The organism is Noviherbaspirillum sp., from assembly GCF_035944575.1.
Classification (GTDB): Bacteria; Pseudomonadota; Gammaproteobacteria; order Burkholderiales; family Burkholderiaceae_D; genus Noviherbaspirillum.
In genome coordinates, this window is sequence record NZ_DASZBA010000173.1 from 12988 (window position 1) to 33656 (window position 20669).

A 20669-nucleotide genomic window follows, 5' to 3' on the forward strand; every position below is an offset into this window, starting at 1 on the left:
TTGAAGAAACAATGCATTCGCATTGAGTTTCCAGCATCAACAAGATCATTTGCATTTTCGGATTTCGCCACGGAGCCATTCGTTGTGACAGGCCGGCAACTTTGGTTGTGACAAAGAATTGGCTAAGTAGCGGATTATAGGCAGTACTGCAGTGCAGAACTCGCGCCTGCATCTTAAGCCGGGTTCATTTGAACGATGTTAGGTTGTATTTCGCCATATCGCGGTGAAAGCCGCGATTCCAATCATTCGAGGAGACACAGATGCAACGGAAGCAAAAAAGCAAAACAATGTTGTCGGTATTGGCAGGGGCTGCGCTGTTGGGCAGCATGATGGCAGGCAGCGCCATGGCACAAACGGAGCCGCTGGTGTTTGTACACGGTTATTCAGGAAGCACATCCAACTTCAACACCATGGTGTCGCGGTTCACCTCCGACGGCTATCCATCGGCAAAACTATACCGATTCGGATACAACTCGCTCTACTACAGCAATAAGTCGAGCGCCGAACAGCTGCGCAATTTCGTCAACTCGGTGCGCTCCCAGAACGCCTCCCAGCCAGTCAGCATCGTTGCCCACTCGAACGGCGGATTGGTATCCCGCTGGTACCGGGTGAAACTCGGCGGCACTTCCGCGATGCGCCGCTTCGTCACGCTGGGCACACCGCACCGTGGAACCACCTCCGCTTATGCCTGCTTCAGCGCGGCCTGCTTCGAGATGCGCCCGGGTTCGAGCTTTCTGAATGACCTCGCGGGGCAGGGATGCGACCGTTCGCTGTGGTCGAGCAGCGACGGCGTCATCAGCCCTGCAACCAATGCGCAGTGCGGCACCAGCGTACAGACCGCCAGCGTCAGCCATACCGGGCTGTTGAGCGACGCCAGCGTTTACAGCCAACTGCGCCAGCAACTGCGCTGATACTCGCCAGCGCAAAGATGGAGTAGTACGGACGGAAGGCGGGGGAGGGTAGCCTTCACCGCCTTTCGAGGGTGACCGCCGGAGCAGGCCGGCAAGAAGCGGAAAGCACACATGAATCTGGATACCACATCGTTGAAGCGCCATAGGGGCCCTATTGCAGCCGCATTGCTGCTGACAGCCGCCGTCTTGAGCCCTGCGGCACAGGCGGCGGATGCACCTGGCGGACCTGTCATCGCAACAGTTAACGGACAGCCGATCACCCGGGCGGTCTTCGACCAGATGGTGAACGTCAGCATTGGCGTGGCGAACCCCTATGACGAGATCACGCCGCAGGAGAAGGCGGATCGCAAGGCAGCCGAGCAGAATATCGACCGCATCAAGCTGCTGGAAGATCTTGTCACGATGGAAGTGCTGGCCCAGAAGGCACGGGAGCGCGGCATTCATTTGCGCAAGGAGGTCGCCGCGGAAGCCGAACTGCAATACAAGACGCTGCTCGGCCAGCAACTGGTACGCGACATCATCGCGGAGACGAAGGTTCAGCAGTCGGATATTGCTGCGCGCTATGCCGCGCAAAAACCGGAGCGGCAATATCAGGTGAGTCATATCCTGCTGAAAACCGAAGCCGCAGCCCGGTCGGTCATCGCGCAACTTGATCGAGGCAATGAATTCGCAAGCATGTCGCGGCGGCATAGTATCGATACCAATGCCAGTAAAGACGGCAGCCTCGGTTGGCTGATGACAAACCAGATGACGGAAAACTTTGCCGCCGCGATGGTAAAGCTTGGCGCGCATGGCATGCCTGCGACCAGCAAGGAGCCGGTGCGGACGGAATACGGCTGGCATGTGATTCGCGTGCATGCGACACGCGACATGCCCAAGCCGCCGCTGGAGGCGATGCAAAACACCTTGCGGGCGGACATCCTGCGGGAGCGGGTGGAGGCGCGCATTGCCCAGCTCAAGCGCGAAGCCAAATTGGAACTGAAACTTTCGCAATAGCCGGATAGACCAATGGACAGGAGGTTGCAATGACGACCTGGATTTCCAAATGTGCGGCCGTGGCCATCATCAGCGCGCTCGCCTACCTGATGTATCCGTCCGCCGCTCCCCGGCAACCGGCAGAACGGGATAGGGCGGCGCATGTACCTGGGGTGGATAACCTCGGCAGTATCTTTGCGCGCCCGGCCGCCTCGCGTACTCCGACCGCGGTTGCGCCTGCGGTCCAGGCGCAACCCGCGTTGTTCGAGGTCGACGGCAAGGGGGAACTGATCCTGGACGCCCAAACGCTTCCACGACTCGACATCCTGCTCGGCGGCTTGCCGCCGAATCCCGGCCGGACCGATTTGCAACGGATCGAGGAAACCGCCCAGGCAGGACTGCCCGCAGCGGCGCAAGCCAAGGCATTGCGGGTGCTGCATGGTTATATTGCCTACCGCAAGGCAGAAGAGGAATTCAATGCCGCCCAGCCGGAGCCGGGCGGAAATCCGATGGCGGCAACGATGAAGCCCGCACAGATGCTGGAGCAAGTGATCGCGTTGCGCCGCCAGCATCTTGGCACGGAAGCGGCCGACGCATTGTTCTCCGTCCAGGAGGCACAGGCGAGATTTGATCTTGAGATTGCCAGGGTTGAAGCCGATCCGGCTGCGACCGCACCCGAGAAATCCGCACGTATCGCGGCATTGCGGAAGGCGGCACCGCCGAACATTGCTCACCACGGTGCCGATCCAACGGAAAGCGAAGCCGTCGAAGACAAGGTCGCGCTGCTGCGCCGGAGCGGCGGCACGGAAGCCGAGGTGCAACGACTGCGACAGGAGACTTTGGGCGAGGAGGGGGCGCGAACAGTCGGTGAAATGGAGAGCCAGAAAAACGACTGGGAGCGCCGCTACCGTGCGTTTTCCGAGCAAAAGTCCACCGTACTCGCAACGGCAACGAGCGAGCGGCAAAAGCAGCAGAGCATCGAATCGCTATTGCGGCAGCACTACACGGAAGAGGAAATCGATACGGCGCGTGCCTATGATCAGGGAAACAGCCAGATCAACAGCGCGCGCTGAAGGAAATGCTTGGCACGGCTATGCGGGTTGGTTGACCGGATCCTGCCTGCACTGCTCGGCCAATCCGAGCAGCACGGTCTCCAGCAAGCCGGACACCAGTTCGCTTTCCTCCACACGGGTCGGCCGTTCGCCGGGCGGGAAGCTGATCAGCAGCGATGCCATGCCATGGGCCGCGGACCAGAATGCCCAAGCGTCACGTCCCAGCCTGGTGGGCGTACCGAATGGTTCGAGGTAAGCGCGCATCACTTCCTTCGTCGTGCGAAAGGTATTGACCGAGATGTCGAGAAGCCGGGGGTAATTGCTGTAGGGGGCGATCAGCGAACTGTGCATCAGGTTGAAAATCGCCGGGTGGGTCATGGCGAACTGCACATAGCTGCGGAAGAAACGGCGCAGATGTTCCTTCTTGTCAGCGACGTCCGCAGTGGCGTCGATCATCGTCTTGGTCAGCAGGCGGAAGCCTTCCTCCGCCACCGCTGCCAGCAGGGTTGCCTTGTCACCGAAATGATGCAGGGCGGAGGACGCGGCGACGCCGTTGCGGCGCGCAACTTCGCGCAGGCTGGTCATTGCCGCACCGCGCTCTTCTACCAGTTCCCAGGCGCTTTCCAGCAGTGCACGGCGTAAGTCGCCGTGGTGGAACGTATCGCGCTTGTCACGTTGAACGGGCGGGGATTCAGGAGCTATAGCTTCATTCATGGTGTAAAAAAAATTAACAATAGGTACTGCAATCGTATCACGGCGAAACAGCGTTACTTCAGATAAAACGCCAGCCTGTCATATTGCGAGGCCGGTGAATACAGGCTTTCCACTGTTTCGCGCGCCGCTTTTCCCACCTGCGCGCGCAATTCGGGGGCGGAAATCAATTGATTCAGAATCTCACCGGCCTGTTCGGGCGTATCGAATAGAAAGCCGTTTTCCCCGTGACGGATCGTATCGGCATACCCGCCATGCGAATGACAGACGACCGGCAGTCCGCAGGCCATCGCCTCGAACACGACACGGCCGAAGGTTTCGACATGGGCTCCGGTGCGGTAATAGAAAATATCCAGTCCCTGCAGGAATTGCGCCGCAGGAAAATGCCCCTCCGGATAGACGTGCATGCGCTCGCTTTGCGGAAGCCGGTCGGCGATGCAGCTTGCCCCTTGCAGCCTTACCTCGCACCCGCGTTGCGCAAGCGCCTCATAGAGTGGGAAGTCGTCGGAATGGTGCTTGTCGGGGGTGTCCCTGCTCATGCGGCCGATAATGACGGGAGAGTCCGCGGCGCGGGGCGCGGGTGCCGCAGGGATGAATTGGGCAATATCGATCGGCGACGGATGCACTTCGCCGTTTACGCCGACCAGCGTCTTTTGGAATTCCGAGATCACCACGTATTCGGTACGCGGCCAGCGCAACAGCCGCGGCATGCGGGAGGTCAGCGCCACCACCTTCGGATGAAAGGTGTTGTACACATAAATCAGGCGGCGGGGTTTTCGAGCGAGATAGGGCCAGAACTTGTTGCGCCAGTGTGCACCCACGAATACATAGTTGCCGCCGTCAGGAAGGAGCCCCTTATGGGGCACCACACGCCGGATCGGAAATGCCTTCAGCAATTGCGGAGATACACGCGACGACGTCGCCCACAGTTGGACCTGCGCCTTGTCACGCAGCAGCTTGAACAGCGACAGCGCTTCCAGTTCGCTGCCGCCGTACGGATTCAGGAAGCCGTTGAAAATATGAATGGTGTTGCCAGCAACGGCTTGGTTGATGGCGGCCTGTCGAGCGCACATGATTCTGCTTGCCGGAGTGCAAAACGCGAAGCCTAGCACGAGGCTTCACGTTTACGATACCTGTCAATGTTGACGATCAGATGCCGCCCATGCACAGGTACTTCATTTCGAGGTATTCATCGATGCCGTATTTCGAGCCTTCGCGCCCCAGGCCGGACTGCTTTACGCCGCCAAACGGCGCGACTTCGTTGGAAATTATGCCGGTATTGATGCCAACCATGCCATATTCCAGCTTCTCCGCCACCCGCCACACGCGGCTGATGTCGCGCGAATAAAAGTAGCTGGCCAGGCCGAATTCGGTATCGTTGGCGGCGGCGATGACTTCCTCTTCGGTCTTGAAGGTCGCCACGGCGGCCACCGGCCCGAACGTCTCCTCGCGCATTACCAGCATGTCGCCGGTGACGCCTGAAAGAACCGTGGGCTCATAGAAATGGCCGCCCAGCGCATGCGGCTTGCCGCCGGCCAGCACCTTCGCGCCCTTGGCCACCGCATCCGCGACATGCTCCTGCACCTTGGCCACCGCTTGGTCGTCGATCAGCGGTCCCTGCACGATGCCCTGTTCAAAGCCGTTGCCGACCTTCATCTTGCCGGCGCCGGCAGCCAGTTTTTCGACGAACGCATCATGGATCGATTCATGGACATAGAAGCGGTTCGTGCACACGCAGGTCTGGCCGGCATTGCGGTATTTCGACACCAGCGCGCCTTCCACGGCGGCATCGATGTCCGCGTCCTCGAACACGATGAACGGCGCATGGCCGCCGAGTTCGAGCGCCAGTTTCTTGACGGTCGGCGCGGATTGCTGCATCAGGATGCGTCCGACCGGGGTCGAGCCGGTAAAGGACAGGTGCCGCACGACCGGGCTGGCGCATAGTAGCTTGCCGATCTCGATCGACCGCCCGGAGTCGGCGGTCACGATATTGATCACTCCTGCGGGCACACCTGCGCGGTGCGCCAGTTCCGCCACTGCCAACGCCGACAGCGGCGTCTGCTCCGCCGGCTTGATCACGATGGTGCAGCCGGCGGCGACCGCCGGTCCGACCTTGCGGGTAATCATCGCGATCGGGAAGTTCCAGGGCGTGATCGCTGCGCACACGCCAATCGGCTGCCGAAGCACCATCATCCGCTTGTCGCTCCAGGTCGAACTCATCACATCGCCCGAAACCCGCTTGGCTTCCTCGGCAAACCATTCGATGAAACTGGCGCCGTACATGACTTCGCCCTTGGCTTCCGCCAGCGGCTTGCCCTGTTCGGCGGTCATGATGGCGGCCAGGTCGTCCGCATGGGCAATCATCAGATCGAACCATTTGCGCAGCACGGCGGCGCGCTCCTTGCCGGTTTTTGCAGACCATGCGGGAAAGGCTGCCTGGGCTGCATCGATCGCGGCCTGCGCTTCGGCCGCGCCCATGTTTGGCACAGTGCCGATGGTTACGCCGTCGGCGGGATTGGTGACATCGAACTGTTGCGCGGCGCCCGCCCAGGCGCCATTCACATAGGCTTGGCTGCGCAGCAGCGCGGGATCATCGAGTTTGGGAAGACCTTTGACGGCTTGCAGCATAACGGCGCTCCTGGAATGGCGAAAAAAGCAAGGATAGCGCAATCGCCAGCATGGCGGAATGATTTACCTCCCGGCTGGAAGCTTAAGATTTGGGCTTTGCTTCCTCGCGCCGGTTGAAGCCGGCCACCATGTCGAAGCGAAACAGACGGCATTCCAGCGCGCCGTTGAAGAAGGGCGTCTTGCGCGACTCCTTCAGCCGCAGCATCTTCGGCAAACCGAGGTCGGCAGAGAAGAGGAATACCTTCCAGCCGGCGAAGCGCTGTTTCAGCGTCGTGCTGAATGCGGCGAAAAAGGCATTGGCCTGCTCATCCGTTTCGATCGTACTGTCGCCGCGCACGCCGATGCGCTCGCCATACGGCGGATTGGTCAGGATGATGCCGGTCGTGTCGGAAGGGGGCTTCACTTCCTGCGCTTCGATCTGCTTGAGCGGCACTTCGAACTGAATGCCGGCCTTGTTCAGGTTGTTGCGCGTCATGACGATCATGTCGCCGGAAATATCGCTGCCGAAAATCGTCGGCACGGTCGGCAGCGGATTTGGTTTGAAATCACCCTTGATCGCCAGCCATTGCGCCTGGTTGAAGTCATGGAATTTTTCAAATGCAAACGCGCGCCGCGCGCCGGGCGGAATGCCGGCCACAATCTGCGCCGCTTCGGCGAGGATGGTCCCGGAGCCGCACATCGGATCGAACAGCACCATGCCCGGCTTCCACCCGGACACCCGCAGCAGTCCGGCCGCGAGGTTTTCGCGCAGCGGTGCATCGCCGGTCTCCAGCCGCCAGCCGCGCTTGAACAGTGCCTCACCGGAGGTGTCAAGGTACAGGGTGAAATTGCGCGCGTCGAGAAAGCCGACGATGCGCATGTCCGGCGTCTTGGTATCGACCGACGGCCGTTCGGAAAACTGATCGCGGAAGCGGTCGCAGATCGCATCCTTGATCTTCAGCGTGGTGAACTCCAGGCTTTTCAATGGCGATTTCACTGCCGTCACATCGACGCGGATGGTGTGATGGACGCTGAACCAGTCCTCCCATTCCTGGGCGAGAGTCAGGTCGTAGATATCGTTCTCGTTCGTATAGCTTGCGTGGGCGATGCGCAGCAGCACGCGGGAAGCGATACGGGAATGCAGGTTGATCAGGTAAGCGTCGGTCAGTTCTCCGGAGCAATGTACGCCGCCTGGGACCTGGTTGTGGACTTTGAGTGTTTTGCTTTGCTGGGCGATTTCGCCGAGTTCCTCGGCGAGGGCGGCTTCGAGGCCGCGGGGGCAGGGGCAGAAGTAGGAGTGCGACATGGTGGGGTACCTTTTATCCGTTGTAGGTTGACAGCTGTTCTGTCGGTTATGTTGCGTGATTAGCTACAAATTTTTGTTTCTGTTTTTCTTCGGTGATACAACTCTGGTTGTTCTCTGAAGTGGTTAGCCGGGACCGGCCCCGGCTAACCACTTCGGAGAGAGGGAAGCGTTGCATCACCGAAGAAACACACCACCCGCCAAATACCACCTATCTAGCAAACGCCCTCTCCACGAAATCCAACCGATCCTGCCCCCAAAACCCTTCCCCCTCCACCACATACCAGGGGGCGCCAAACACATTCGCCGCAATCGCCTCATCGGTATGCCGCTCATACTCCGCCTGCACGCTCGCCGTCTCCGACGATTTCACCAGCGCTTTCCCGTCATGCCCGCATTCCGTTGCAATGGCCGCCAGCGTGTCGGCATCGCCGACATTTCGCTCCTCCGCCCACACCGCGCGCATGATCGCGCCGGTAACCGCCAGCGCCGCATCCGTGCCGTGCGCCAGGCGCGCCGCGATGATCAGCTTGGCCGCCGGATCGCCCGGGACAGGGAAGAACTTTGGTTGCAGGTTCAGCGGCAATTGCAGGAATTCGCTCCAGCGCTTCAACTCGATCAAACGGTAAGCCTGCCGTTGCGGCGGCCGCTTGGCAAGCGGCAGTCCGCCGGAAACGCCGAATATCTTGCCGAGATCGCAGGGCTTGATTTCGACCTGCACGCCATACTGCTTCGCGAGGCGGACGAAGCGTTCATGGCCGAGATACGCGTAAGGCGATTGCGGAGCAAAAAAATACTGACACACTTTGGCCATCATGGACTCCGGAAAACGTTTCAGAATGGCTTGACCACCACCAGGATCACGATGGCGAGCAAGAGCAGCACCGGCACTTCATTGAACCAGCGATACCATGTGTGGCTGCGAACATTGCGACCGTTCTCAAATTTTTTCAACAGACTGCCACAGGCATGGTGATAGCCGATCACGAGGACCACGAGCGCCAGCTTTGCATGCAGCCAGCCGTTGCCGGGTCCCTTGCCGATGCCGTAACCCAGCCAGAGCCAGAGGCCTAACGCCACCGCCGGCAGGGACAGGATCCCCGTAAAGCGATACAGCCTGCGCGCCATCATAAGAAGGCGCGTGGTTGATGTCGGATCGGTCTCCTGTGCAAGATTGACGAAGATGCGCGGCAGGTAGAACAGGCCGGCAAACCAGGAAGTAATGAAGACGATGTGCAGCGATTTAACCCAGAGCATGGTTTTCCCTTCTTGTTGTTTGATTCATTCAGGTATTTCGCATTGGCGGGGCGGAGTGTTCAAGGAGGACGCTCCGCGCCCACGCAACGGTGTTGCCTTGCAAGGCAGCACTCCGTCCGCATGGGCTCTACTCACGCACTTCCCCATGGTGAAGCAGGGGTTTCGCGGGGCATGCCCCGCGCCTGCGAAACGGTGCTGCCTTGCAAGGCAGCACTCCGTCCGCATGGGCTCTACTCACGCACTTCCCCATGCCCGAACACAACGTATTTCAACGATGTCAGTCCTTCCAGTCCGACCGGACCTCGGGCATGCAGCTTGTCGTTCGAAATGCCGATCTCAGCGCCCAAGCCATATTCGAACCCGTCAGCAAAGCGGGTAGAAGCATTCACCATCACCGATGCTGAATCGACTTCACGCAGGAAACGCATGGCGCGGGTGTAATCCTCGGTGATGATGGAATCGGTATGCTGTGATGAATAGGTGTTGATGTGATCGATCGCCTGGTCCACATCGTCCACGATGCGCACCGCAAGGATCGCCGCGAGGTATTCGGTACGCCAGTCTTCCTCGGTGGCAGCCACGAGATGCGGATAACCAGCAAGAATCTTGCGCGCGTCATCGTCGCCGCGCAGCTCGACTTCCTTTGCGCCGTACAGTTCGGCGAGTCTGGGCAGAACCTGTTGCGCAATGCCACGCGCGACGAGCAGGGTTTCCATGGTATTGCATGGGCTGTAGCGCTGGCATTTGGCGTTGTAGGCGACGCGGATAGCCTTCTCGATATCGGCCTTGTCATCAATGTACACATGGCAGATGCCGTCCAGGTGCTTGATCATCGGCACCTTGGATTCCTTCATCAGCCGTTCGATCAGCCCCTTGCCGCCGCGCGGCACGATCACGTCGACGTATTGCGGCATGGTGATGAGCTCGCCGACGGCGGCGCGGTCGGTGGTCTCGATGATCTGCACCGCGTCTTCCGGCAGCCCGGCGCCTGCGAGGCCTTCCTTCACCAGCTTCGCCAACGCCTGGTTGCAGTGAATCGCTTCCGAGCCGCCGCGCAGAATGGTTGCGTTGCCGCTCTTGATGCAAAGGCCGGCCGCATCCACGGTCACATTCGGTCGGGCTTCGTAGATGATGCCGATAACGCCGAGCGGCACGCGCATCTGGCCCACCTGGATGCCGGTCGGCCGGTATTTCATGTTGGAGATTTCACCGATCGGATCGGGCAGGGCGACGATCTGTTCCAGCCCCTCGGCCATGGTCGCGAGCGCCTTGTCGGACAGCGTCAACCGGTCCAGCAATGCCGGCGCCAGGCCGTTCTCGCGTGCCGCCGCCAGATCCTTCCGGTTCGCCGCGCGCAGCAGGTCGGCGTCGCGCCGTATCGCCGCGGCAATCAGGGACAGGGCACGATTCTTCGCGCCGCTGTCGGCCTTGGCCATTGCACGAGAAGCCTTGCGGGCACGCTGCCCGACGTCGTTCATGTAATGCTTGATATCCATTTGTTCGTCTACCGGAAAGTCTGAAAACTATGTGTGCTGATGATCTGGCGAAGATGAAAAAACCGCTTGCTTAACGATGTCATGACCACTCCTGCCAATTGCATTCGAGGTCAGGCTGGGGCGGGCATCCGGGAATGCACGGGTTACTCTATCGGGGGGACGTGTGCATCCCTGGGTCCCCGCCTTCGCGGGGACGATAATCCGATTGATGAGACGGGCTGGTCGCAGCGCAACTACCCCGCCACCTTCAACCCCAGCTGCAGCAACGCATCCCAGGGATCACCCGCAAAGTCCTTCGCCCGCAAACCCTTGACCATCTTATCGATTTGCGACGCTTCCTGCAGCGCCTGTTGCAACGTTGATAATTTCAGGCGGCGCAGCGCCGGTTCCATCAACCGCTCGCGCGGTCCCCAGATCCTGTATTCCTTCAGCAGCGCACCGACAGGCCGGCCCTGCGTCATGCCTGACTTCAATTTCAGCAAGGTCCGGATTTCCTCCGCCATTGCCCACAGGACCAGCGGCAGCGCCTCGCCTTCACCTTTCAAGCCCTCGATCATGCGCACCAGCCGCGCCGTGTCGCCGGCCAGCATCGCTTCATTCAATTTGAACACATCGTAGCGGGCTACATTGAGCACGGCGTCTTGAATTTGTTCAAAGCTCAGCTTGCCTTCCGGATGCAGCAGTGCAAGTTTCTGGATTTCCTGGTGGGCGGCAAGCAGGTTGCCCTCGACCCGGTCAGCGATGAAGTCGATGCTTTGCCGGTCGGCGCTTTGCCTTTGCGCCGCCAGCCGCTGTCCGATCCAGGCCGGCAACTGCGTTCTCTCGATCAGCGGGATATCGATGTACACTCCTGCCTGCTGCAGCGCCCCCACCCATGCCGCCTTTTGTGTCGCCCAATCCAGCTTCGGAAGGGAGATCAGCGTCACGTTGTCCGGGCTGAGCGCCTTGACATAGTCCTGCAGTGCCTGTCCGCCATCCTTGCCGGGTTTTCCGGTCGGTATGCGCAACTCGATCAGCTTGCGGTCGCCGAACAGGGATTGCGATTGATTCGCCGCCAGCAATTCGCCCCATTTGAAGCTGCGCTCCACCACCAGCACCTCGCGTTCCGTTAATCCCTGCGCGCGGGCGGTCTTGCGGATCTTGTCCGCCGCTTCCAGCGCCAGAAGGTGCTCGTCACTGGTAATGACGTATAGCGGCGCGAGTGGTCGCGCCAGGTGGGCGTCGAGAGCGTCGAGCTTGAGCTGCATCGTGTTTCAGGCGGTTTGCAGCGCCGACAGGCGGCGCAGGATTTGTTGCACAAGGTCTGACTGCATGTCGCGGTAGAGGATCTCCTCTTCCTTTTCCTTTGCGATGACCTGCGATTCGTTAAAGCTGATTTCGCGCTTCAGCACAAGGTCGGTCGGCGGCAGCAATTCCTTGCCTGCGGTGCCGGTGACGCGAAAACGCAGCTTGTAGAACAGCGCGTGTTCGCGCACGCGCCCCTGGCTGTTCAGCGACAGCACGGCCTTTTCCCGCGATTCCGACAGGACTTCCAGCACCGCCTCCGCCGCCTTCGGGTCGGAGACGACCGTAGTGCTGTTGCTGGCGCGGATATATCGCTTCAGTTCGGTGCCGAGCGCCGACGTATCCGGCAGGCCGATATAAACGGTCTTGAACGGCAAGCCGGCTCCGGTTGCGGAACCGCGCAGCTGGAAGCCGCAGGCGGACATTGTCAGCACGGCGAACAGGATCAGGAAGGCGGCGGCACGGTTTCTCATCGGTGTTTTTCTCCGTCAGGCATCACGCCACGATGTTGATCAGCTTGCCCGGCACGACGATGACTTTCTTCGGCGTCCCTTCGACGAACTTCTTCACATTCTCGTTCGACAGCGCGGCGGCTTCGATGGCGGCCTTGTCGGCGTCTTTCGGCACCTTCACGCTGCCGCGCAGCTTGCCGTTCACCTGCACCATCAGTTCGATTTCCGCCTGCTCCAGCGCGGATGCGTCGACCTGCGGCCAGGGGGCATCAAGGATATCGCCGTGGAGCTTGGCGAAGCCGAGTTCCTGCCAGAGCACATGGGTGATATGCGGCGCAACCGGATTGAGCACGCGCAGGAAGATCGCGAAGCCTTCGGCGATCACGGCTTTCGATGCGGCGGAGTCGTCGAGCTTGGCTGCTTCCAGCGTGTTGAGCATTTTCATGCAGGCGGACACCACGGTGTTGTACTGGATGCGCTTGAAGTCATGATCGGCCTGCTGCAGAATTTTGTGGATTTCACGACGCAAGTTCGCATGCGCTTCCGAAAGGTCGCTTGGCTTTGCGTTCAGGTGGTCGCCGATGCCGGTGCCTTGCGCATGTGCGAATGCCCATACCCGGCGCAGGAAACGGTTCGCGCCCTCCACACCCGAGCCCGACCATTCCAGCGTCTGTTCCGGCGGCGAGGCGAACATTGTGAACAGCCGTGCGGTGTCGGCGCCGTACTGGTCGATCTGCGCCTGCGGATCGATGCCGTTGTTCTTCGACTTCGACATCTTTTCCGTGCCGCCGATCTCGACCGGCTTGCCGTCGGACTTGAGAATGGCCGAGACCGGCCGGCCCTTGTCGTCGAACGTCAGTTCCACATCCGCCGGATTCAGCCAGGTTTTCTTGCCCGATTCGTCTTCACGGAAATAGGTTTCGTTGAGCACCATCCCCTGGGTGAGCAGGTTCACGAACGGTTCGTCGAACTTCACCAGGCCGAAGTCGCGCATCACCTTGGTCCAGAAGCGCGCGTAGAGCAGGTGCAGCACCGCGTGTTCAATGCCGCCGATGTACTGGTCCATCGGCATCCAGTAATCGTTCCGCGAGTCGACCATCGCCTCGTTGCTGCCCGGCGAGCAGTAACGCATGTAGTACCACGATGAGTCGACGAAGGTATCCATGGTGTCGGTTTCGCGCCGCGCCGGCTTGCCGCACTTGGGGCAATCGACATGCAGGAATTGCTCATGCTTGTTGAGCGGATTGCCGCTGCCGTCCGGCACGCAATCTTCCGGCAGTACCACCGGCAAGTCCTTTTCCGGCACCGGCACATCGCCGCAGGTCGCGCAATGGATGATCGGAATCGGTGTGCCCCAGTAACGCTGGCGGGAAATGCCCCAGTCGCGCAGGCGGTAGGTCACCTTCTTTTCGCCGATTCCTTGTGCGGCGAGATCGTCCGCGATCGCATTGACGGCGGATTGGTAATCGAGTCCGTTGTATTTGCCGGAATCGATGCAGCGGCCATTCTCCTTGTCGGCATACCATTCCTGCCAGGCGTCGGTGGAATAGGTCTTGCCGTCCACGGCAACCACCTGCTTGATCGGAAGATCGTATTTCTTTGCAAACGCGAAATCGCGCTCATCGTGCGCCGGCACGCCCATCACCGCGCCGTCGCCATAGGTGATCAGTACGTAGTTGCCGACCCAGACTTCGACTTTCGCGCCGGTCAGCGGATGGGTGACGAACAGGCCGGTGGGCATGCCTTTCTTTTCCATCGTCGCCATGTCGGCTTCGATCACGCTGCCTTTCTTGCATTCGGCGATGAAGTCGGCCAGCGCCGGGTTCGATTGGGCCGCATGGGTTGCGAGCGCATGTTCGGGAGCGACCGCGCAGAAGGTGACGCCCATGATGGTGTCGGCGCGTGTCGTGAATACCCAGAGCTTGCCTTCGTTGATGGTCTCGCCCCCGGCATCCTTGATGTCGTGCGGGAAGGCAAAACGTACCCCCGTCGATTTGCCGATCCAGTTCGCCTGCATCACCCGTACCCGCTCCGGCCAGCCGGGCAGTTTGTTGTCGACATGGTCGAGCAATTCTTCGGCGTAGGCCGTGATCTTGGCGTAGTACATCGGGATTTCGCGCTTTTCAATCAGCGCACCCGACCGCCATCCGCGGCCGTCGATGACCTGCTCGTTGGCGAGCACGGTCTGATCGACCGGATCCCAGTTCACCGTGCCGGTTTTCTTGTAAATGATGCCTTTTTCCAGCATCTTGAGGAACATCCACTGGTTCCACTTGTAATAGTCCGGCTTGCAGGCGGTCATCTCGCGCGACCAGTCGATCGCCAGCCCCATCGACTGCATCTGCTGCTTCATGTAGTCGATGTTCGAGTAGGTCCACTGCGCGGGCGGCACATTATTGGCCATCGCCGCGTTTTCCGCCGGCATCCCAAAGGCGTCCCAGCCCATCGGCATCAGCACGTTGTAGCCGTTCATCCGCAGATAGCGGTACATCACGTCATTGATTGTGTAATTGCGCACGTGCCCCATATGCAGCTTGCCGGAAGGATAGGGCAGCATCGAGCAGGCGTAGAACTTCTTCTTGTCCTGGCCGTTCTTGTCCTTCGCATGTTCGACGGCTTTATAGGCGTCGATCGCGCGCCAGTGGTCTTGCGCCGTTTTTTCGACGTCGGCGGGGCTGTATTTTTCTTGCATGTTGGATGAAGCAGGGAAAGTGGAGGTAAGCGGGTGATTATACTGGTTCGAACCGGCTGATTCGACAGGGGTCTTGCAATCACGGCTAGCCCCGTAGTCAAGCAGCCAATCCGTGCGTTTTCAGTCGACGGCCGGATTTTCAGAGGTTTTCGAGTTCGGCACAGGCATCTATCTCGCCGCAATCGCCCGTGCTGATCCCGGAGTTATTGTTTCCTGGGCTGGTTTTGTGCCGGATTTGCATCGGTCACAAATCCCATTTTCGTCAGGCCGTTGGTCTGGGCGGCCGACATCACCTGAGCGATGACCTCATAACGGGTGGACTTGTCGGCGCGCAGTTGCACTTCCGGCTGCGGTTTTTGTTGGGCCGCCAGTGCGAGACGGGCGGCGAGATCCTGCTGCTGGATCGGATCGTTGTTCCAGAACACCGTACCGTTGGCATCGATCGACAGGGAGATGGTTTCCGGCTTTTCCGGGGCCGGCGCGGATTGCGCGTCGGGCAGATCAAGCTTGATCGCATGGGTGAACAGCGGCGCGGTGATGATGAAAATCACCAGCAGCACCAGCATCACGTCGACCATCGGCGTGACGTTGATATCCGCCATCGGCGTCTGATGCTTGTTGTCGTTGAATCCGCCAAAGGCCATGGCTTCGCTTTCAGGGTATGAATGTTTCGGCAATTCGCGCCGGCGAACGCGCCGCCCGATGTCTTGCCGTTGTGAATGAGCTACTGCTTGCCGACCCGTGCACCTGTGGTCAGATAGGCATGCAGGTCGTGCGCGAAGGCGTCCAGCTCCGCCAGCGTCACCCGGTTGACGCGGGTAAATGCGTTATAGGCGAGCACGGCAGGAATCGCCACGACCAGGCCGGCCGCCGTCATGATGAGCGCCTCGCCAACCGGTCCCGCCACCTTGTCGATCTGTATCGTTCCCGAACTCGACACCGCAACCAGTGCATGGTAAATGCCCCAGACCGTGCCGAACAGGCCGATGAAAGGCGCTGTCGAGCCGACCGACGCCAGCAGAGTGAGGCCGTTCTCGAGTCGAGATGATACGCGGTTGATTTCGCGCCGCAAGGTGCGGGTGATCAGTTCGTTGGGATCGATGGAGGCGTTCAGCGATCCGGCCTGCGCGGTAAGGTTGGCGGCTTCGGCGCCTTGCGACGCCAGCGGCGTGTAGACGTTTTCACTATCGCTATGTTTCAGCATCGAGATCGCGTCGGCCAGGGTAGGGGCCTTCCAGAATCCATCCAGCGTGCCGGCGCTCTTCCGGATGCGCCAGGAACTCCACGCCTTCGAGAAGATGTAGTACCAGCTGACCACCGACATCAGCAGCAATGCGTAGGCCACCGAATGGGTAACCGCGTCGCCCTGTGCCCAATAGTGCGCGAATCCGAGAGTTTGGTTCATATTGTGGAGCGGAGTGAAAATTAGTTTTGAAGTTTAAACGGAATAGGAACGAGAAACCACTCGTCGACCGGCTTGCCGTCGCTCGTCGCTGGATTGAATCGCCAGGTCTGCACCGTGGTTTTTGCCGATTCGTCCAGGAGCGGGAAGCCGCTGCTCGACTTGACCTGCACCTCGCCGGCGGTGCCGTCGGCCTTCACCAGTACACGAAGCACAACCGTACCCTCATCCCCGTAACGACGTGACAATGCAGGATAGGCGGGTTTGCGGTTGCTCGCCGCATAGCTGGCCGGGATCGATACATCTGTTCTTGCCGGCGGCGCGGGCGGGGCAGGGGGCGCTGGAGCGGGAGCGGCCGCAGGCGGCGCGGGCGTCGATGGTGCTGGTGCGGATGGCGCGCTGTCCGGTACGGGTGCCGAATCTGGCGCCCGTGTGTCTATCCGTTCCGTCTTCGCTTTTGCGGGTTTGCGCGGTGCAACGGCAGGCTTGGGTGTACGTTTCGGTTCCGGCTGCTTCTTCTCCGGCGGCGGGGGTGGTGCCGGTGCCGGCGGCTGGGGTGGTGCTGCAGGCTGGGGCGGGGCGGCCGGCGGTACAGCTGCTGCCGGCGCTTCCACGATGGGTTCCGGCACCAGTTGTACCGCCATGACCGGCGGGTCTTTCGGCTTTTCGGTCCGCGTCGACAGACCGACGACTGCAGCGGCTACCAGCGCCGCGTGCAATATCAGGGTCGCGACGATGGATGCCGGAGATTTCATGTGTGCCGGGTCGGGCTTGATCCGTGAAATCAGGCCAGTCCGAGTACATCCTGCATATCGTACAAGCCGGTTTTCTTGTCGGCCAGGAAGCGCGCCGCGCGCAAACTGCCGTGCGCATATGTGACCCGGCTGGCAGATTTATGCGTGATCTCGATGCGTTCGCCGATGCCGGCGAACAGCACGGTATGGTCGCCGACGATATCGCCGCCGCGTATGGTCGCAAAACCGATCGATGACGGATCACGTTCGCCGGTGACGCCTTCACGTGCGTAAACGGCGACATCCTTCAGGTCGCGCCCAAGCGCGCCGGCGATCACCTCGCCCATCTTGAGTGCCGTGCCCGATGGCGCATCGACCTTGTGCCGATGGTGTGCCTCGATGATTTCGATGTCATAGCCGTGCGAAAAACTCTTTGCGGCCATTTCCAGCAGTTTCATCGTCACATTCACGCCCACGCTCATGTTGGGCGCGAAAACGACCGCGGTATGCTCGGCAGCCGCAGCAATCGCTTTCTTTCCCGCATCGTCGAAACCGGTGGTGCCGATGATCATCTTGATGCCATGTGCCGCGCAGTATTCGAGATGCTTCAGCGTGCCTTCGGGCCGGGTGAAGTCGATCAGGAAATCGGCTCCCGCCAAACCCTTTTCCAGCGCTGATTCAATGGCTATCCCTACCGGTTTGCCAAGGAATGCGGCGGCGTCGGTGCCGATCGCAGGTGAACCGGGCACATCCAGCGCACCGGCGAGCACCGCGTCGTCGGCGCTCTGTACGGTTTCGATCAGCATGCGGCCCATGCGGCCGGATGCGCCGGCAATCGCGATTTTCATGGTGGTCATAGGCTTACTTTCCCGACGGAGCAGATACGCCGGGCGCGCCATCGGCGATGAAGGTCAGGTATTCCTGCTCGGTCGGCAGTGCGCCGCCATCAACCCGGGACAGCCGGTTATTGTCGAAAAACACGGTGACGCGGCTGGAAATGACTGCGCCGCTTCGTTTCTGGAGCCGGAAAACGTAGTCCCAGCGATTAGCATGGAAAACATCGGTCAAAAGCGGCGTGCCCAGCACGAAGATCACTTGCTCACGCGTCATGCCTTCCTTGAGCTGGTTCACCATTTCCTGCGAGACGAAATTGCCTTGCTGAACATCGACCCGGTAAGGGGCGAAGATACCCAGAAAGCGCCTTACGCCCGTCGGGCCCGTAGCCTGCACGCCGGTGCTGGAGGCGCTTGCAGCGGGGGCGGCAGCCGCCGGCGCCGCAGTAGTTGCCGGCGGTGTTGCATCATTCTGCTGGCGGGCGGTGCTTGCAACCGGCGCCGCGGCCGGCTCATCGATCAGGGGATTTATCGATGCGCAACCGGACAGGCAGGCAAGAGCCAGACACAGCGTGGCAAGCGCCGATGGTTGTCCACCGGAGAAAAGCGACATTCGCATAGTGAGTTTTAAACGGTTGAGGAAGTATGCTAAAACGCTATATGATAAAGCAGATAACCTCATTCAACCTAACACCATGCCCGACAATCCCTCCGAGCTGAAAGCCAGCGGCCTGAAAGCAACGCTGCCACGGCTCAAAATTCTCGACATCTTTCAGAACAGTCCGGTGCGGCATTTGAGCGCCGAAGATGTCTACAAGATTTTGTTGAGTGAGAACATGGATGTCGGTCTTGCAACCGTCTATCGCGTACTGACGCAATTCGAGCAGGCCGGCCTTCTGCATCGCAATCATTTCGAAACCGGCAAGGCCGTCTTCGAACTCAATGCCGGCTCTCACCACGATCATCTGGTCTGCCTCGATTGCGGACGAGTGGAAGAGTTTTATGATGAGGAAATCGAAGCGCGCCAGCAAAAGATCGCGATCGAGCGCGGCTTCAATATCGCCGAACATGCATTGGCATTGTACGGCCATTGCAATAAAGCGGACTGTCCGCATCGCGCGCGCTGACGCAACAAGGCGAACCCGTTTTCCAGTTCTTCGGCTTACCCGTCAGGAATGGCTTAGCGCATTCGACAACAGTTTTGCGGTGATATCGACGATCGGTATCACACGCTCGTACGCCATCCGCGTCGGCCCGATGACCCCGAGCGTGCCCACGATCTTGCCGTTCACTTCATAAGGCGCGGTGACCACGCTCATGTCGTCCATGGGCACCAGTTGCGATTCGCCGCCGATGAAAATCTGTACGCCGGTCGCCTTGCTTGATACGTCGAGCAATTGCATCAGCCCGGTTTTCTGTTCAAACATTTCAAACAGCTTGCGCAGTGACGTCATGTTGGCCGACAGGTCGCTGACGCTCAGAAGATTGCGCTCTCCGGAAATGACGACATCCTCTGTGTTGGCCATCGCATCGCTGCCTGCCTCGACCGCCGCCTGCATCAGCGCCGTCATGTCGTCGCGCAATTGGCGCAGCTCATTCTGCAGGCGGGTGCGCACTTCGTCAAAGCTCAGTCCGCCATAGTGCTGGTTGATATAGTTCGCTGCCTGCACCAGTTGCGATGGTGAATAATCAACCTCCGTCAGCAACAAGCGGTTCTGCACATCGCCGTTGGGCGCCACGATGACCAGCAGAATGCGCTTCTCGGACAGGCGCAAAAATTCGATCTGCTGAAAGATCGATTCATGGCGTGGCGTCATCACGACACCGGCAAACTGCGACAGCGACGACAGTATCTGCGCCGCATTGGAAATGATTTTTTGCGATGAATGTTTCTGCAACTGCAGCTGAAGTTTCGATTCCAGGCTGGATGCGTCGATCGGCTTCACTGTCAGCAGCGTGTCGACGAACAGCCGGTAGCCACGGGGCGTCGGCACCCTTCCTGCCGAAGTATGGGGGCTGGCAACGAATCCCATCTCTTCCAGGTCCGCCATGATGTTGCGAATCGTCGCGGGCGAAAGTTCGAGGCCCGAAATTTTCGACAGGGCGCGCGAGCCAACCGGCTGGCCGTCGGCGATATACCGTTCGACCAGGGCTTTAAGAAGGGTTTGGGCACGGTTATCGAGTTGCATGGCGTTATTCTAGCGAGCTGCCGACTTGCATGCCAATAGTATCGGCAGCGTCCAGCCATTGATGCAGTTCATGCATTGTTGTAAAAGTTGCATCGGGAGAGATGTGCTCCGGAAGTTTGAATGCGGATTCGAGGCCCGCGCGATTCATCCATACTGCACGCAGGCCGGCACGTTGCGCTCCTTCAACATCCAGATGTGGATCGTCCCCGACATAAACGGCTTCTGCCGGCGCGATTCCGAGTGCGTCGCAGGCGGCGTGAAAAATTGCCGCATCGGGTTTCGCCGCGCCGAAACTGTGGGCAGCGATGGATGCCTGAAAGTATTTTGCCAGACCGATCATCTCCAGATCCGCCACGCCGTTCGACACGGAGCCCAGGTAGAAACGCCGCTTCAATTTTTCAAGGGCTGGTATCACGTCGTCGAACGGCGTGACCTCGTTGCGCGCCTTGGAAAAAACCGCCATCGCCAGATCAATCTTGGCGCAGTCTTCGCCGGCGGCAAGAAAGGCTTCGGTCAATCCCGCATGCCGCAGTTTCGCCAGGTTCAGCCGATAGTGCGGATTCTGTTCCAGGAGAAGACGCCGCCTTTCCCGCAATCCTTCGACGGTAAACTGGCTGGCAACCGCGGGCGCATGGGTTTGCAACCAGGCGAACAACACGTCCTCGGCACGCCGGATGACGGGCATGATGGGCCAGAGAGTATCGTCAAGATCGAATAGAACTGCTTTGATGTGCATGGGAATAATTAATCAGTACAAATGTTGAGACTGCA

General features: G+C 59.9%; 21 protein-coding genes. 4 read left to right on the forward strand and 17 right to left on the reverse strand.

Annotation, left to right across the window (positions count from 1 at the left end; genetic code table 11):
* The first annotated feature begins 260 nt into the window (after window positions 1-260).
* The 3 genes from VGU61_RS12410 to VGU61_RS12420 all read left to right on the forward strand — a co-directional run bounded on the left by VGU61_RS12410 (window position 261) and on the right by VGU61_RS12420 (window position 2959).
* Entirely contained in the window at window positions 261-911 is a 651-nt protein-coding gene (locus VGU61_RS12410) for a hypothetical protein (protein ID WP_326859442.1), read from the forward strand.
* A 111-nt stretch (window positions 912-1022) separates the two neighbouring features.
* Window positions 1023-1907 carry a peptidylprolyl isomerase gene (locus VGU61_RS12415; protein WP_326859443.1) on the forward strand — a complete coding sequence of 295 codons (885 nt, stop codon included), beginning with the start codon at window positions 1023-1025 and terminating at the stop codon, window positions 1905-1907.
* 29 nt (window positions 1908-1936) lie between these two features.
* The gene (locus VGU61_RS12420) at window positions 1937-2959 is read left to right on the forward strand and encodes a lipase secretion chaperone (RefSeq protein ID WP_326859444.1); all 1023 of its coding nucleotides are present in this window, start codon (window positions 1937-1939) and stop codon (window positions 2957-2959) included.
* Between the two features lie 18 nt (window positions 2960-2977).
* Here the strand turns inward: VGU61_RS12420 and VGU61_RS12425 are convergent, their stop codons facing one another.
* From VGU61_RS12425 to VGU61_RS12495, 15 genes are all read right to left on the reverse strand, one after another.
* Complete coding sequence (locus VGU61_RS12425; protein ID WP_326859445.1) at window positions 2978-3652, reverse strand: TetR/AcrR family transcriptional regulator; 675 nt, start codon at window positions 3650-3652, stop codon at window positions 2978-2980.
* A gap of 53 nt (window positions 3653-3705) precedes the next feature.
* Window positions 3706-4722, reverse strand: coding sequence for a glycosyltransferase family 4 protein (locus VGU61_RS12430; RefSeq protein WP_326859446.1), 1017 nt, complete (start codon window positions 4720-4722; stop codon window positions 3706-3708).
* Window positions 4723-4798: 76 nt separating this feature from the next.
* Window positions 4799-6277 carry an NAD-dependent succinate-semialdehyde dehydrogenase gene (locus VGU61_RS12435; protein WP_326859447.1) on the reverse strand — a complete coding sequence of 493 codons (1479 nt, stop codon included), beginning with the start codon at window positions 6275-6277 and terminating at the stop codon, window positions 4799-4801.
* 82 nt (window positions 6278-6359) lie between these two features.
* Complete coding sequence (locus VGU61_RS12440) at window positions 6360-7562, reverse strand: class I SAM-dependent RNA methyltransferase (RefSeq protein WP_326859448.1); 1203 nt, start codon at window positions 7560-7562, stop codon at window positions 6360-6362.
* Between the two features lie 208 nt (window positions 7563-7770).
* Window positions 7771-8373 carry a 2-hydroxychromene-2-carboxylate isomerase gene (locus VGU61_RS12445; protein ID WP_326859449.1) on the reverse strand — a complete coding sequence of 201 codons (603 nt, stop codon included), beginning with the start codon at window positions 8371-8373 and terminating at the stop codon, window positions 7771-7773.
* A 20-nt stretch (window positions 8374-8393) separates the two neighbouring features.
* A complete protein-coding gene (locus VGU61_RS12450; protein WP_326859450.1) occupies window positions 8394-8816 on the reverse strand; it encodes a CopD family protein in 423 nt (140 codons plus the stop codon).
* A 230-nt stretch (window positions 8817-9046) separates the two neighbouring features.
* Window positions 9047-10312 (reverse strand): glutamate-5-semialdehyde dehydrogenase, encoded by a 1266-nt coding sequence (locus VGU61_RS12455; RefSeq protein ID WP_326859451.1) that lies wholly within the window; start codon window positions 10310-10312, stop codon window positions 9047-9049.
* 233 nt (window positions 10313-10545) lie between these two features.
* Window positions 10546-11559, reverse strand: a complete 1014-nt coding sequence (gene holA, locus VGU61_RS12460; protein ID WP_326859452.1) for a DNA polymerase III subunit delta — start codon at window positions 11557-11559, stop codon at window positions 10546-10548.
* A 6-nt stretch (window positions 11560-11565) separates the two neighbouring features.
* Window positions 11566-12069, reverse strand: a complete 504-nt coding sequence (lptE, locus tag VGU61_RS12465; RefSeq protein WP_326859453.1) for an LPS assembly lipoprotein LptE — start codon at window positions 12067-12069, stop codon at window positions 11566-11568.
* A gap of 22 nt (window positions 12070-12091) precedes the next feature.
* A complete protein-coding gene (gene leuS / locus VGU61_RS12470) occupies window positions 12092-14740 on the reverse strand; it encodes a leucine--tRNA ligase (protein WP_326859454.1) in 2649 nt (882 codons plus the stop codon).
* Between the two features lie 203 nt (window positions 14741-14943).
* Window positions 14944-15384, reverse strand: coding sequence for a biopolymer transporter ExbD (locus VGU61_RS12475; RefSeq protein WP_326859455.1), 441 nt, complete (start codon window positions 15382-15384; stop codon window positions 14944-14946).
* Window positions 15385-15464: 80 nt separating this feature from the next.
* Window positions 15465-16145, reverse strand: coding sequence for a MotA/TolQ/ExbB proton channel family protein (locus tag VGU61_RS12480; protein ID WP_326859456.1), 681 nt, complete (start codon window positions 16143-16145; stop codon window positions 15465-15467).
* Window positions 16146-16165: 20 nt separating this feature from the next.
* Window positions 16166-16897 carry a TonB family protein gene (locus VGU61_RS12485; RefSeq protein ID WP_326859457.1) on the reverse strand — a complete coding sequence of 244 codons (732 nt, stop codon included), beginning with the start codon at window positions 16895-16897 and terminating at the stop codon, window positions 16166-16168.
* Between the two features lie 29 nt (window positions 16898-16926).
* Window positions 16927-17733, reverse strand: a complete 807-nt coding sequence (dapB, locus tag VGU61_RS12490) for a 4-hydroxy-tetrahydrodipicolinate reductase (protein ID WP_326859458.1) — start codon at window positions 17731-17733, stop codon at window positions 16927-16929.
* 4 nt (window positions 17734-17737) lie between these two features.
* Window positions 17738-18328, reverse strand: coding sequence for an outer membrane protein assembly factor BamE (locus VGU61_RS12495; RefSeq protein WP_326859459.1), 591 nt, complete (start codon window positions 18326-18328; stop codon window positions 17738-17740).
* 76 nt (window positions 18329-18404) lie between these two features.
* Between VGU61_RS12495 and fur the strand changes: the two genes are divergently transcribed.
* Window positions 18405-18836 (forward strand): ferric iron uptake transcriptional regulator, encoded by a 432-nt coding sequence (fur, locus tag VGU61_RS12500; protein ID WP_326859460.1) that lies wholly within the window; start codon window positions 18405-18407, stop codon window positions 18834-18836.
* Window positions 18837-18878: 42 nt separating this feature from the next.
* Here fur and hrcA read toward each other — a convergent pair whose 3' ends face one another.
* Complete coding sequence (gene hrcA / locus VGU61_RS12505; protein ID WP_326859461.1) at window positions 18879-19898, reverse strand: heat-inducible transcriptional repressor HrcA; 1020 nt, start codon at window positions 19896-19898, stop codon at window positions 18879-18881.
* A gap of 4 nt (window positions 19899-19902) precedes the next feature.
* A complete protein-coding gene (locus VGU61_RS12510) occupies window positions 19903-20634 on the reverse strand; it encodes an HAD family hydrolase (RefSeq protein ID WP_326859462.1) in 732 nt (243 codons plus the stop codon).
* Between the last annotated feature and the right edge of the window lie 35 nt (window positions 20635-20669).

Bases quoted from the DNA above. Each gene is read 5' to 3' on its own strand.
- VGU61_RS12410 (WP_326859442.1), top strand. From the start codon at position 261: ATGCAACGGAAGCAAAAAAGCAAAACAATGTTGTCGGTATTGGCAGGG.
- VGU61_RS12415 (WP_326859443.1), top strand. From the start codon at position 1,023: ATGAATCTGGATACCACATCGTTGAAGCGCCATAGGGGCCCTATTGCA.
- VGU61_RS12420 (WP_326859444.1), top strand. From the start codon at position 1,937: ATGACGACCTGGATTTCCAAATGTGCGGCCGTGGCCATCATCAGCGCG.
- VGU61_RS12425 (WP_326859445.1), bottom strand. From the start codon at position 3,652: ATGAATGAAGCTATAGCTCCTGAATCCCCGCCCGTTCAACGTGACAAG.
- VGU61_RS12430 (WP_326859446.1), bottom strand. From the start codon at position 4,722: ATGTGCGCTCGACAGGCCGCCATCAACCAAGCCGTTGCTGGCAACACC.
- VGU61_RS12435 (WP_326859447.1), bottom strand. From the start codon at position 6,277: ATGCTGCAAGCCGTCAAAGGTCTTCCCAAACTCGATGATCCCGCGCTG.
- VGU61_RS12440 (WP_326859448.1), bottom strand. From the start codon at position 7,562: ATGTCGCACTCCTACTTCTGCCCCTGCCCCCGCGGCCTCGAAGCCGCC.
- VGU61_RS12445 (WP_326859449.1), bottom strand. From the start codon at position 8,373: ATGGCCAAAGTGTGTCAGTATTTTTTTGCTCCGCAATCGCCTTACGCG.
- VGU61_RS12450 (WP_326859450.1), bottom strand. From the start codon at position 8,816: ATGCTCTGGGTTAAATCGCTGCACATCGTCTTCATTACTTCCTGGTTT.
- VGU61_RS12455 (WP_326859451.1), bottom strand. From the start codon at position 10,312: ATGGATATCAAGCATTACATGAACGACGTCGGGCAGCGTGCCCGCAAG.
- holA (WP_326859452.1), bottom strand. From the start codon at position 11,559: ATGCAGCTCAAGCTCGACGCTCTCGACGCCCACCTGGCGCGACCACTC.
- lptE (WP_326859453.1), bottom strand. From the start codon at position 12,069: ATGAGAAACCGTGCCGCCGCCTTCCTGATCCTGTTCGCCGTGCTGACA.
- leuS (WP_326859454.1), bottom strand. From the start codon at position 14,740: ATGCAAGAAAAATACAGCCCCGCCGACGTCGAAAAAACGGCGCAAGAC.
- VGU61_RS12475 (WP_326859455.1), bottom strand. From the start codon at position 15,384: ATGGCCTTTGGCGGATTCAACGACAACAAGCATCAGACGCCGATGGCG.
- VGU61_RS12480 (WP_326859456.1), bottom strand. From the start codon at position 16,145: ATGAACCAAACTCTCGGATTCGCGCACTATTGGGCACAGGGCGACGCG.
- VGU61_RS12485 (WP_326859457.1), bottom strand. From the start codon at position 16,897: ATGAAATCTCCGGCATCCATCGTCGCGACCCTGATATTGCACGCGGCG.
- dapB (WP_326859458.1), bottom strand. From the start codon at position 17,733: ATGACCACCATGAAAATCGCGATTGCCGGCGCATCCGGCCGCATGGGC.
- VGU61_RS12495 (WP_326859459.1), bottom strand. From the start codon at position 18,328: ATGCGAATGTCGCTTTTCTCCGGTGGACAACCATCGGCGCTTGCCACG.
- fur (WP_326859460.1), top strand. From the start codon at position 18,405: ATGCCCGACAATCCCTCCGAGCTGAAAGCCAGCGGCCTGAAAGCAACG.
- hrcA (WP_326859461.1), bottom strand. From the start codon at position 19,898: ATGCAACTCGATAACCGTGCCCAAACCCTTCTTAAAGCCCTGGTCGAA.
- VGU61_RS12510 (WP_326859462.1), bottom strand. From the start codon at position 20,634: ATGCACATCAAAGCAGTTCTATTCGATCTTGACGATACTCTCTGGCCC.